The following is a 12,585-nucleotide window of genomic DNA, read 5'->3' as shown; positions in this document are numbered from 1 at the left end:
GAGCTCCCGGCACCTCGGACATGCAACGTCCGGGTATGGGATGACGGCACGTTCGACATCGTGATCTACCACTCGATGGGGGACGACGAGAGACAACAGATCAGATACGAGCGAAGCACCAGTGAAATCCTCTGGGAATACATGAACGGCGCACGCTGGACCGCCAAATCACGTCCAGGGAACGAAACCGTATATGAGCCTGCGTACGATGAATTTGAAGTTCGGGTACTCGCCCATGTTCAGCCACCATATGAGTAGGACGGCCACGACCGACAGGTCCAGGGCCTAGCTGGTTCGTTCGCTGAATCGCTCTACCGCCAGTTTGATCGAAGCAAGAGAATTGCTTACTCGAGAATCAGCCACCCGCATCAGCCCTTGCGGATTGAAGTCCGCCACATAGTCGAAGATCGCATTGACCGCGGATTTCGGGACAGACACCTGCTCGAACTCTTTGAGCGTATAGATGCGCGTGGATGGTGCACCGTTCCAGAACGTGGTACTGGCCCACGCCGATTCATCCTCGAAGGTCGTCCCGATCCGTCCCGTTCCCACGTACGCCCCATCCTGGTAGAAGATAACGAGATCCCCACTCTCCATCTTCTCGAAATAAGTCTCGTTGTCCGACCCATCACGCACTCCCCAAAACCGGACGGTATCCATCCCTGACACCTCAGACGGATGGTCGGGGTACTCACTGAGATCAACAGGGGAACGCACCGTCCGGTCAATGTTGCCCGGGTCACACGGCGCCAGGAACACGTTCGTACTCATGACAACGCTATATGGTTGAGGGGCTGTATAAAACGCGTCTTCTCTTGGCCCATCGCAGTAGACTCGGTGCGAACTCGGGTTCAGTATATAACTCCTTCAGTGGAGAACGTGCCTAGTTCGTGATTCGTCTGAAAATCAGTTTACTCCTCGTACGGATACCGGCCTTTGATTTCCAGAGTGTTAAGAACGAGAGTCTGATAGTCTCGATACGAGATCTCGAGAGTGTCCCAGGTTTTGACTGCCCATTCGGTCTCTGCCTTCCAAGAAGCAATCTCCTGCCCCTCTGAGTCGCTATGGACTGTAGCGTCCAGTCCGGTCGGCGGACTATCATCGACGTAACCGAAGTCATCAGCAACAAATCTCCCATACCCGACGGCTATTTCAATAACTTCACCGGCGATTTGTCTATCTTCTGTCGACGGGGACGAATAAATCATCTGCCAGCGGTTACCTTCGACAGAGATTGGCTGGACCTCGACATCACCCTTGTACTCTTCGTATAACCGTTGTTCTGTATAATCAGCAAATGTTTCCAGATCCTCGTCGCTCCAATTGGCAGTAGATTGCACAGACGATGTTCTGGCTGACTCTGGCGCTGTCGTAGGTGTCGATTCGTTAGATGTAGAGCCGGAGCTAGCATTAGGATCGCCCGTAATACAGCCACCAACGAAGGTGCTAGCGAACGTGGAAATTCCCAATAAGTACTTTCTTCGTTCGATTGTTACCATATAGTGATGCCTCAGTTGAACACCCTGTACGTGTATTCAGGAATAGTATGACAATCGGCTATTTAGTAATAGACTCCTTTCTCAACTATTCCGATGATACCTCGATCCGCTAGGAGAAGAAATCCGATAGGCTAAGTGATACTCTTCGGTGTTAGAGGTCGCGAGGCTGCACCGTCTTCCGCTCGTTCTCCTCAGCGCGGCGCGCAGCATCATCGAGGAGTTCAGCAACCTCCTCGTTCAGACTCTCGTAGAGGTCTCCCGCGACGTTCTTTCCTTCGAGCTTCTCCTTCACAGCGGATTTGACCACAAGGTCTGCCATGCAGATACTGGTTCAGAATCAGGGACAATAAACCTTGAGAAGAGGGGATGTAACCCTATTTCTCTGTGTTCACTCTGTGGAATCAACCGTGGAGAACTGGTTCGATTACTCCATCTAAGCAACCGGGGTTTAACTCACGGTACGCACTGCGTCCGTCATGACCAGTTCGCCGGACCAGGGAGGCAACCTCTCACCCGCATTCTACGAGTTCATCGACCATGCTGCAGCACAGATCGAAGCAGTTGGTATCCCCGAGAACGTGATCCACCGAGTTGAACCTACAGAACTTGCATTCACCCAGAAGACGGACTCACGACCGGACATCGAACAGGCACTGCGAAAAGCATCACTCCAATCTACAGACCCGACCGAGTCATTCCAAACCGCCATCGAGGACCAATACGACCTTCGGCTCTCCGGGTACATGGTTTACCAACTCCTCCACGACGTCTTCGGTGAGGAAGGAGAGTACCTCACCAGTTACGACGATCGGGCAGCTGCCGTCCTTGACTCCCTGAAACAAGATCTTGAACGAGGCACACCGGAATACGTTCACAACTTCTATCTGACGGGTATCGAGCTCAGTGATGGCCCTATTGAGATCACTGACAGTATCGAAATCGGGCATCCCACCGAGGAAGAGCTCACGTACGAAGTTTCCGGATTTGCAAATGTCCTGCCAGGCATGCAGTCCGAAACTCGCCCCTCCGAAATCCGTGACTCAGTAATCATCCGGTACCACTCTACGCAGCACCCGAATCTGAGTCAGTCGACAAACCCAGTCCATGACGTATTGCTGCCGGCACTCAGACTCGTGGACAGAGGAAATGCGTCATATATCTATCAGGAAAACATCCCGCAGGGCTATCTGGGACAGCGCGGCACGGGGAGACCAATCTCATCCGCAAGCCCGCTGCCCAAAGTCGAGATCGAGAGCGACGACGAGTCACGGCTGCAAAACCTGTTCACCCTTCTACACTCAGAGATCGACGGTGATACGAAGGACTTCCACTATCCACTCTCCGCAGCGATCGACCATTATGAGACGTCACTCGAGAAGCGAACCTACACGCGGGAGAGTGTGACGTTCGCAGTGATCGGCCTCGAGGCGATGTACGGGGGGCGGAAGGGAACGGTCACGGCGTATTGTCCGCTCTTGTTAGGCCTGCTTGATGACCAGTATGACCCACTAGAGGTGAGAAAAACGCTAAAGCAAGGATACGATGAGTACCGGAACAAATGGGCGCATGGAGGAAGACGGAATCGAAGTGGGAAAGACATTCAGGAGGAGATCTGGGACTATCTCCGAGCGTCAATCGTCGGGTTCTGTCTCCTGCATGAAGGAGACACCCTGACAAAAGGCACACGCAACACGTTGTGTTCTCTTCTCGAAAAAGCAACCATCGAGGATGAGGCACGAGAGGAGCTCAAACAGAGGACTGAGAGTATGCACCTCTCAGAGTACATCAAATGATGCAGTAGCAGCTTAGTCGGATGCGCTAAGAAGGCGTTCCCATCAAGTGGCAGAGCTGTAAGAGAGCCAAAGGATTATCGTCTGCAAGTGGAGTTCCTTGTCCGGGCGCATCTCCGGAGTCCAATCAGGTGCGCCCACATATCAGAGCTCCTCCATCCGCTGCCCCCGGCGAATGGAGTCCCTAGGAGATCTCCCCGTAGTGTGGTGATGAGGGAGCCATAGGTTCTTACTTTCCCACCGACCACGTCGAAGCAATGGACGGGGAAGACGGGTGGGCTGAGGATGCGGAATTCTTCGACGACGCCGCGAAACAAATCGCCCGGGAATACGAGGTTCCACTGCCTACAGCGGACAGATGGTATCGGAATCTGGGCGATGTCGATGCCCTCAAACAAACGCTCGGCAGGAATGCTCCCGACCCCTATCTCGACCTGATCCGGCGCCGAGAATGGATCCCGTATGAACAAGACGAGAGACAGGAGGAGTTGCTGCTCCCCCTCAAGAAGTGGATTGTGAGGCGGGCGGAAGGCGTCTATCTCGTCCAGCGATCGGAGCACGAGGACTTCACCGTTGACGAAGCATCTTACGGCACGCAATCCACGGGCATCGGCTCCGGTTGGCGGGTCGTCGCCCTGAAATCGGAACCACTCGAGGAACGAGAACCGTCTGCACACGGTGAGCCAACTGAGCCAACAGGGATCACGTGGACAGCGGAGATGCAGGCAGTTCAGGACGAACTTGAAGCAAAGGAAGAGCGGGTCACACACGAGCTGAAGCAAAAGGATCCGGAGTGGCTTGCGTTGGCGAATGAGCTCCAAGAGGTCGAAGCCGCCCTCGTAGACATCTACCAAACCTATCTCCAGGATTCACCGAACTCGTTCCCCTACAAGAAGGACAAGATCATCGCGCTCAAGCAGGCGTTCCCCTACCTGCGGGAGAACAACGATCTCGTAGCCAAAGCCACGGACAGCTCCATCAGCTACGCAAGACAGTTCAAAGAGATTCCAGGAGAGGGAATCGCGACTGACCGGCTGAAAAACAGTACGCGAGAGGCGGTGATGGACCGAGACACTCAGACGTGTGTCTGCTGTGGGGAGGAAGACGAGTTGCAGGTTCATCACATCATTCCCCGGAGTCAAGGCGGGAAGAACTCGGAAGAGAACTTGGCCGTGCTGTGTGCGGAGTGCCATTACTATGCTCACGGTGGTGGCCAACCACGGGAGGACGGAGGGTATGCGATCGCGTACTGGGATTCTGTGGAGTACGCTGATCAGGAAGCGTTCTGGAACGAGTGGGTCCACCAATCCTTCGATGATCGACCGCCGAAGGGTTTCACAGCAACGGACTTTGACGCAGAAGGATGAGATGGAATTTCTCGGCTGGATCTTCGGATCGGTGAATCGTCGGCACTAGAGACGACGAGAGAGCAACCGCAATGAGAACACCCCAGAGATGACAAATAGTGCGCCGAAAAGTACCGCTATTGGGGTAGGCCACCACTCAATAGTCTCTTGCCATTTCTCCGGACACTCGAAGTCCTCCTCTAGCACCCGTGTTGCTTCTTCGCCTGGCGGCCAGCACACCGTTTTCTCGGTGAACAGCTCCAAGCCGAAGAAGTACGACTGTGTAACGTCGTTGATGCGGTCCGGCCACGACGGATCTGCACGGACCGTGACGATGAACGTGGTCAGGTGCCGGCCCTGGCTGGAGACGTTGTACTCACAGTAGACCTCGTTCGTATCGACCGTGCCAAGCACCTGTTTGTCCGGGATCGTTGCACGAACCCGTGGCGAGACGGAGTCCTGGGCCCCGACACGATACTCCCCTGCGTCTCCGTACATGGTACTGATCTCGGATTGCTGCAACTGGATGTACGCACACCCGGGCAGCGACTCGTTCGCTGGTGCGACCGTGAGAATGCGTCGAGTGGTGGCAGTGTTGTCGATCGTGAAACTGGTGTCAACGTCGGCTCCCGGCGCACCAGTAACGACTAGGACATCAACCGTGATCCCGCCGGGTGCGGACTGATTGTGTTCCTCATCGCGAGCAGGACCGCCGCCGTCGCTTGAGTCATAATAGTACGACAGGGAGGCGGTGTACACGCCTTCGTGGAGCGAGGAATTCCCATGGTCTGGACCAATCCGGACCAGGACGTGCGTATTGTTTTCCACGACCGAGATATTTCGACTGGAGTGATCGACGACTGCAGAGACACTGGTAGAGGTGCGGTCTCGCCACCGCTCGAGGCTGTCCTTGAGTATCGGCCAGATGATCGTGGTGTTGGCCGTGGCATTGCTGTGGACCACTAGCTGGTCCGTCGTGTATTCCTCGGTCGTATAGTCGGCGGACGGGAACCCGTCCCGGATAACGAGTTGTGTTCCGGATACGGATCCAGGGATGCAGCTGAAGCCGACGGTCACGTTCGTCGTTGCCCCGGCAGAGAGGTTGACTGTCGACGCGTTCGCCTGTGTACATTGATCAGGTGCGGCTACCCCACCTGTCGTGTTGATATTCGTCCAGGAAACCCCGGCCTCCTCGGTGAGCTGGATATGGCGATGTCCAGGATACGGAGCGCCGAGGGTGACAGGATCTGGCGGTGGAACGAACCGGAACTGCGTGTGGTTGATGCGGTCGGCGGTGACGGACTCGTTGTTACACTGGGTCGTGGCCTGGGTCTGGCCGCCCGCAATTGAAGCCGTTGTCGTGAGACTGCAGTGCGAGGAGAGGTTTACCTCGGAGAAGGTTACGGACTGTTGGTTCGTGACGTTGAGCGCCGTCTGATTGACTATGTGCTGGGTGGCCAGTGTCGAGGTGGCCGACCGGTTTTGCGCCAGTCGATGGGGAACTTCGGCTTCGTTGGTGAGCCAGTCATCCTGGCAGACGAGGGTGTTCGTGACCGAGCTGCTGGCACTGATGCTGCCAGTGTATTCTTCGCTGGTCTGGTTGACACACGTGGGGAAGCTGTACTGGTAGTCGATGCTGTCTCCTGCGTGGTTGTGGATGGTGACCGAGCGGTTGGTCCGCTGTGTGTCGAGGGTGTGGGCAAAGTCGTCTGCCCAGGTTCCCGTATCGGTCTCAGAGAGGTTCACGTCCACGGTGTTGCTGGTAGCGCCGGCAGAATCTGTGACTGAGAAGAAGGAGTCGAAGGGGAGGGTGATGTCGACGCTGAGGGTTGTGTTTGTGAATTGGAGGAGGGAGCCGTTGCCGATGAAGCTCTGGATATCTTGCTCACCCCGGTCATCGAGGGAGTGGTTGACTCGGCGAACTGCGGTTTGCCGGTCGTCGATGAACGTTGTGTTGGCGAGTACCGGAGCCAGGTTTGTAGTGTGCCCCTGCACCGTCGTGTTGTCCACTGACGGCGTTGAACCAGCGATGAAGGAGTAGTTGAACCGGACCTGCTGCGCTCCCTCGGTCAGGGACAGATCATACGTGTTGGTTCCCGCCGACAAGCCGGTCAGCGTATCCTGCTCTAGGATGGTGGAAAAGTTATCGTTAGACGTTTGCACGGTGATATTCGCCAGTTCAGGGTTCGTCAACCCGCCCATGGTGACGTTGTTCCATATCTTCTTTTCGCTGGCATTATAGATTTTAGACGTGTACGAACCCGTGGCACTGTGTTCGTACGCATGTGTCAAATCACCGAAGAATACGCTTCCGGTGTTCGCATCTTGATTCCTCAACCCGATAAACCTGAGAATATCATCGCCACTGGTTTGAACACTGGTATTTCCTTGCAGTACGTCAGACGTATCATACGCCCGCACAAGCACTTCACTATTCGATGGGTGTAGCTCAACTTCAAACCGTAACCACGTGTTTGCAGATACATCGCTGTAATCCATTATATCTGAATCTGCGAGATTGCCACCCGTACCATCCTGCGTATCCACCTCAAGCGTATCTAAGTCGTCCTGCCAGTGGATACCTATATTGTCAGCAGCGGCCAGGTCGTTCCCTCCTATCCACCAGTACCCTCTTTTATTAGTCTCTACACGCATCCATACCTCGTAAACATCGCCGTCATTAACAGTAACGCCTGTTCCTCGGTCATGAAGAAGAATATGCTCCCCTCCCCCGTTGGTCGCAATATCTAACGCATTATTCCCCACCGCTACTGTTGAACTCTGAACCGTGGCTGTACCACCTGTCTCTGGCTCCGTCCACGTCGGGTTATTCGTGTAATCCCCGTCTTCCCAATCCTCTGTGACAGGCAATAGTTCTAGCTGGAGGGTACCACTACTATCCACCGTGTTCGTGAACGTCCCGTCCTGCCACTCCGCACTACTGCTTACCTGGAAGCTGGCAACAGAACCGATAAGGTAGGAAAAGTAGTCATACTCGCTATCTATCGCTCCCAGTGTGTTTCCTTGTTCTTCGACGGGTTCTGGCTGCCGGAATGTGACCGTGACCGTTTCCTGACTGTCAGCAGGATAGGACACGTTGAAGCAGGAATACTGGTACGCGTCCGGGTCGTCCAGGTGGAATCGGTCGTCAACCTGGTTTGCATCCAGTTCGGGCTCGACGTCGCTGTAGTTCATACTGCAGGTGTTCTGTTCCAAGCCGTCGGTGTCGACGTTCACGATACTGGTGTCGCGACCGTGCGCGACCACCAGCTGCTTCCAGTCGCTGCTGCCGAACCGGTTGTCGTAGGTGAGTTCCTGCCGGACGTGGGTCGTATTCACCTGTTCGACGGTACCGGCCACCGGGAGACGGTTCGTACCGTTACCGCTGTAGATGTCGGTACCGTTCCAGGCCACCGTCCCATTCGGGTACTCGACCGAATATTCTATGATCAGGTGCTCATAGTGGCTTTCAACGCGGACAATCAGATCTCCGTTAGTATGTGAAAAAGTACCGTTGAACTCGTCCCCCACCAGTTCCCCAGTTACTACCGTGGTTTCCTCGTCGTAGAACCATTCACCGTTATCAGAAAACACCTGATTCAGTCCGTCATCCCCGTAGTCCGCGTTCTGGTCACTGCGGAGCGTGGGCCGGAACCGAATCGTATCATTCGTATCGGTTCGTTCAATCGTGTTCTTCGAGAACTGCACCATACTGAAATCATCACTCCAACTGCTGTGCGTGAACACCTCATCATACGTGAGGTTCAGATCCAAGTACTCGGTCTGAAAATTCACGTGCCCGATTTCACTGCTCTCAGTGTCATAGAACGTGGTCGTGATCTTCTCCTCAGTTAACCCGTCAACGACCAGTTCAGCACCCGCCGCACCACCACTCAACAGCAGCAGAAAGACCGCGAGGACTGCAAGCCGTCGGTATTGACGGAGAACTACTGCCACCGGTCTCGTTCCGTCACCCATTCCCAGCCTCACCCCGGCACCAAGCTCTCGACGTACGCGTACAGCCCAATCGCCCCACCAACGACGACCAGGAGGAGCACCTTTCCGACAATGCTCGAGACGAAGGCGTAGGCACTGCCCGCCGCCAGCACCCCGAAGAAGATGCCGACCAGCAACCGGAACTGCCACTCCTTCACCGGCAGCAAGTCAACAAACTCCGCGGTCGGGAACAAATTGAGCAGGACAGTACTGACCAACATCAACACAGCGAGCCCGATAGCCACCGTGAACGCGACATCAAACCACGCCAACCAGCTCCCTCCGCCACTCAACAGCATACCGAGGTCGCCTGCTAACTGATCCAGCCCCGTACCAACACCGCCGATCGCAGGAAGCCCACTGAACAGGTTCTCAAACCAGTTGCCACCAGGCTCCTCACAGCCTTCGTCGACGCGGCCATCACCGTCATCATCCACATCGTTACCACAGACCTCCTCGAGGGGGCAGCCATTGTTCGACCCGGCACCCGGTTCATCCGGACAGGCGTCCAGCTGGTCACAGACACCGTCCCCATCCCCATCCGGACACGAGGTCTTCGCGTGCACCGTCAACTCAGTGGTCTGTGCCGTCTCGGCGGTATCTGTATCCTGCGACGTCACCGTACACGTATAATCCCGCGTCTCGGTCGGCCCGGCACTGATCGGGATGAAGAACCGGCCAGTCTCACCCGACGGCACCATCGCCGTATCACTGCCGCCACTGATGGGTGAGGGACACTCCGCAAACACCTGCATCTCCCCCGTCTCTCCCGTGTTCCGCACATCGATCGCAGCCGTCGATTGACTGTTCCCGATCACCGTCACATCCGGTACTGACTCAAACCGAGGCTGGACCGTAGGAATCGAGAACCCGATCCAGTCCGCATCAACAAGGATACGGAACTCGGGACGATCGATCGCTGTCCCCCGGTCAGCGACGACCTGGATCTGGCCGTCCTGGAACCGGACATCTGCCACGTCGAACCCGGCGAATGACCGGATTCCGGACGAGGCGTCGGCGAACACGTTGCTCGCTCTATTATTATAGGCATTCACACAGGTGTGCGGCGCACCATTCGCATCGACCTCCGTCTCGACACAGGACTGGAAGCCACCGCCATCATATGCTGAATAGGCAGAATACTGGGATTCAGCACCAACACCCCAGGAAATCTCGTTGGTGTGCTGCTCACAATTATTCTCACAGGTGGCGATGAACTCCGAGAGATCCATCGACCGCAATTCACCGGCCAGACTCCCGGTCCACGTCACATGTGCATGTTCCCGATCACCGTCAACGTTCACATCAGCCACCTGCAGCCGGGCAGTCACATCATCCTTCGAGATCGTATCCGTATCACTCCGGCCAGCAGCCTCTACAGTAAATGTGCCATCAAAGTCAGTGCCCTGGGCCAAGGTCCAGTCCGACACTGAGCCAACGCGTTCTACCTTGTAGCAATAGAGATCCGACCCATCGGTATACCGGAATTCAGCAGGACTCGACTCCGATGACTCGGCCTGGAACGCATCACAGTCATCCTGAGAATTCGGGCACTCATCCCCCGAGAATAACCCGCAGTCAGAAAACACGGCACTCCGCACGGTATAGACCGGGCTTCGCGTGTCCCTGATCCCTTGATAGAACCAGGCATCAAAACTCGTCAACCCAAGCGTGAAATCACGTTCCGCAGACGCCTCATCCGTACTGATACTGTCTTTTGGGAGCGTGGTGGTCCCGCCCACGATCTTGTTATCACAGCCGGCCGCCGCATTGATCGACCACCCCCGATCACCGGAGAACTCGAGCACCGAACTCTCGATACGGACCTCGTCAGCACTCTCGAGACAGAGGTTCGAGGACAGGCTGAACAGGCCAGGACCAACAACCGCGACGACAGCACCGAGAATAAGTAGACCAAGGATGGCCAGGATAGTGCGCCGCGGGATAGTCGTCACAGAGATCGGACCCTCGCTTAACAACCTGTCAAAATTCATTTAAATAAGTATGCTCGCGCCCAGTTTTGACTCCCGGCTCTCACTGGTCCGACGAGAACACGTATAAATCACTGAACGTTTCAGAAACCTCCTCAAGCACCTGCTCATACACGGCATCACGTCTCGCCGCCTCTGCGTACACCGCCGACCACGACACCTCCGCCTCAAAGACCCCTGAGCGCTTCGGCCGCGAAGCCGTCCGATCACGAACACCCACTCGCAACGCTGGCTCCACCCCCGTCCCACACAGAGAATCGTAGGCGGATACCGTAACATCGACCTCGGTCTGTGCATAGTCAAACGCATCCAGATACGTTTCTATCCGCTCAATGTAGTCCTCAACAGTACCTCCCTCCATCTACATCCACTCCCTGACTAGGCTCACCATCTCCTGGGCGGCGATCACCGCCCCCACCACGAACATGCCCAAGATCAGATGACCACCAATATCGATACCGACTACCGGCAGCAAAATCCCGCTCTCCCCGCTCAATAAGATATCCACTGTTCGACGCAACCCGATATACAGGACATTATTCCCCAGGTGGATGCCGACCAACAGCGCCGGAACCACCGTCACACTCGAAAACACGTTCAGCACCAGATCACCGACAAACACGGCGGCCAACACGGTGCCAAACACAAACGCGACCAGCTGGAACTCAGGATTCGACTCCTCCAGTGTATGGAACACAACGAACCCGAGGCTCGAGATCGAGACTGCGGCAACTACCTGCACGACCGGGTGACCCAACCAGTCGATATCCAGGCTCTCTGCAATCCCGACGAATAAGATGATCAGGAAGACGGGAAGCGCAATCCGGAAGAAGTTCTCCTCGATCGTCGGGGCGACAAAGGCGTTCATATACAGATATTGGAAGTCCGTTAACGCACCACGTTCAGCGGCTTGTGACAGAAGCGACATCGGCTGCATCACGCTTAATCGGCCAACAGTGGACACGACTACCATGGCTGCAAACCCGAGATAAAACCAGAGTAGGGAGACGTCCATGGCACCAATCTCATTCTCCCGGTCGCCCCAGAACCGATGCCGATAGAACATGTAGACCGCGAATTCAATGATCACACTGGCGGTCCAGAGTAGTGCGAACATGGTGGATGTGGATGTGAGTGCGGTGTTTCCAGAGTTGGCGCCAAGCGTGTTCATCCACAGTAATCCGACGATCGCGAGCCCGGTGATGATCAACCAGAAGACCGCGATATTGACCTTCTGAACCTGAAACGTTTCGTCGGTAAAGTCCAACGCGCTCATTCGCTCACCTCCACACGAATCTCCGGGAACTCGTCAGTAATCTCGCCGCTCGCCGGTTTCAGGTAACACCGGAATGCCCGCGTCTGGTCACCAGGGGTCGTGGTCATCAGCCCGGCCTGCACACAGCTGAACCGGTGACTGCTTTCCAGCAGCGCCAGTTTATCATTGAAATCGGGGTGGGCACTTGTCGAGGGCCCGGACAGGACTGGTCGACTCGATGGCGGGTGAAAGTGCGCTGTCCCTGCGATACTGCCCCTGAAGAGACAGTTCGCGGTCGTGTACGTGACTCGATCTTCCCGTGCTTCAATCGTGCCCGCTTGCTGGACGCTGAGGCGACCGTTCACGACGTCCAGACAGTAGCCTTGCTCCCCCACCTCATCACCCGACCGAGTGTTCAGCTCGCGGTAGACGCGATTCAGATACTGAGCGTCCTCCTGCGGCAATTCCAACGGGGTGTCCGCAGTGATTGCTTGATCGCCAGCGAGGCTGAACGCCGAACTGTACATGGCCTCAAGCTGCCACGGTGCCCCCGGATTCTGCTGGACGTATACCATCGCTCCTGCGAACACGAAGGTCGCCGTCAGCGCCAGAGCTACAGCCATGAACAGGAGTTCATGCCGCGAATCCGGAAGCGGACCGCGGCCATCTGCGACTGAGAGCGCCATCGGAAAAGTGGGGCCGGACGCC

The 12,585-nt window shown here is 55.9% G+C and carries 10 protein-coding genes; 2 read left to right on the top strand and 8 right to left on the bottom strand.

All coding sequences use genetic code 11. The annotated features are described in order from the left end of the window. Nucleotides 1-285: 285 nt before the first annotated feature. The 3 genes from HUG12_RS09750 to HUG12_RS09740 form a co-directional block, all read right to left on the bottom strand. A complete protein-coding gene (locus HUG12_RS09750) occupies nt 286-771 on the bottom strand; it encodes a hypothetical protein (protein WP_179268574.1) in 486 nt (161 codons plus the stop codon). 140 nt (nt 772-911) lie between these two features. After that, nucleotides 912-1,340, bottom strand: coding sequence for a hypothetical protein (locus HUG12_RS09745; RefSeq protein ID WP_179268573.1), 429 nt, complete (start codon nt 1,338-1,340; stop codon nt 912-914). A 310-nt stretch (nt 1,341-1,650) separates the two neighbouring features. Beyond that, on the bottom strand, nt 1,651-1,818 hold the full coding sequence (locus tag HUG12_RS09740; protein ID WP_179268572.1) for a DUF1931 domain-containing protein: 168 nt from the start codon (nt 1,816-1,818) through the stop codon (nt 1,651-1,653). Nucleotides 1,819-1,975: 157 nt separating this feature from the next. Between HUG12_RS09740 and HUG12_RS09735 the strand changes: the two genes are divergently transcribed. Next, nucleotides 1,976-3,292, top strand: a complete 1,317-nt coding sequence (locus tag HUG12_RS09735) for a hypothetical protein (RefSeq protein WP_179268571.1) — start codon at nt 1,976-1,978, stop codon at nt 3,290-3,292. 254 nt (nt 3,293-3,546) lie between these two features. Beyond that, on the top strand, nt 3,547-4,656 hold the full coding sequence (locus HUG12_RS09730; RefSeq protein ID WP_179268570.1) for an HNH endonuclease: 1,110 nt from the start codon (nt 3,547-3,549) through the stop codon (nt 4,654-4,656). Between the two features lie 45 nt (nt 4,657-4,701). Here HUG12_RS09730 and HUG12_RS09725 read toward each other — a convergent pair whose 3' ends face one another. The 5 genes from HUG12_RS09725 to HUG12_RS09705 are packed head-to-tail and all read right to left on the bottom strand — an operon-like array spanning nt 4,702 to nt 12,563. Then, a complete protein-coding gene (locus HUG12_RS09725; protein ID WP_179268569.1) occupies nt 4,702-8,613 on the bottom strand; it encodes a hypothetical protein in 3,912 nt (1,303 codons plus the stop codon). Between the two features lie 8 nt (nt 8,614-8,621). Next, nucleotides 8,622-10,625 (bottom strand): hypothetical protein, encoded by a 2,004-nt coding sequence (locus HUG12_RS09720; protein ID WP_179268568.1) that lies wholly within the window; start codon nt 10,623-10,625, stop codon nt 8,622-8,624. A 40-nt stretch (nt 10,626-10,665) separates the two neighbouring features. After that, nucleotides 10,666-10,983 carry a hypothetical protein gene (locus HUG12_RS09715; RefSeq protein ID WP_179268567.1) on the bottom strand — a complete coding sequence of 106 codons (318 nt, stop codon included), beginning with the start codon at nt 10,981-10,983 and terminating at the stop codon, nt 10,666-10,668. Beyond that, nucleotides 10,984-11,898 (bottom strand): hypothetical protein, encoded by a 915-nt coding sequence (locus HUG12_RS09710; RefSeq protein WP_179268566.1) that lies wholly within the window; start codon nt 11,896-11,898, stop codon nt 10,984-10,986. After that, nucleotides 11,895-12,563, bottom strand: coding sequence for a hypothetical protein (locus HUG12_RS09705; protein WP_179268565.1), 669 nt, complete (start codon nt 12,561-12,563; stop codon nt 11,895-11,897). The genes HUG12_RS09710 and HUG12_RS09705 overlap by 4 nt, the downstream gene beginning before the upstream one ends. Between the last annotated feature and the right edge of the window lie 22 nt (nt 12,564-12,585).

Source organism: Halorarum salinum (assembly GCF_013402875.1).
Lineage (GTDB): Archaea > Halobacteriota > Halobacteria > Halobacteriales > Haloferacaceae > Halorarum > Halorarum salinum.
The sequence above is the reverse complement of the archived record's forward strand: the minus strand, read 5'-3'. Positions and strand labels throughout refer to the sequence as shown.

Coding starts and splice junctions, on each gene's coding strand:
- HUG12_RS09715 (WP_179268567.1), bottom strand. CDS start 10,983: ATGGAGGGAGGTACTGTTGAGGACTACATTGAGCGGATAGAAACGTAT.
- HUG12_RS09705 (WP_179268565.1), bottom strand. CDS start 12,563: ATGGCGCTCTCAGTCGCAGATGGCCGCGGTCCGCTTCCGGATTCGCGG.
- HUG12_RS09730 (WP_179268570.1), top strand. CDS start 3,547: ATGGACGGGGAAGACGGGTGGGCTGAGGATGCGGAATTCTTCGACGAC.
- HUG12_RS09720 (WP_179268568.1), bottom strand. CDS start 10,625: ATGAATTTTGACAGGTTGTTAAGCGAGGGTCCGATCTCTGTGACGACT.
- HUG12_RS09740 (WP_179268572.1), bottom strand. CDS start 1,818: ATGGCAGACCTTGTGGTCAAATCCGCTGTGAAGGAGAAGCTCGAAGGA.
- HUG12_RS09735 (WP_179268571.1), top strand. CDS start 1,976: ATGACCAGTTCGCCGGACCAGGGAGGCAACCTCTCACCCGCATTCTAC.
- HUG12_RS09750 (WP_179268574.1), bottom strand. CDS start 771: ATGAGTACGAACGTGTTCCTGGCGCCGTGTGACCCGGGCAACATTGAC.
- HUG12_RS09710 (WP_179268566.1), bottom strand. CDS start 11,898: ATGAGCGCGTTGGACTTTACCGACGAAACGTTTCAGGTTCAGAAGGTC.
- HUG12_RS09725 (WP_179268569.1), bottom strand. CDS start 8,613: ATGGGTGACGGAACGAGACCGGTGGCAGTAGTTCTCCGTCAATACCGA.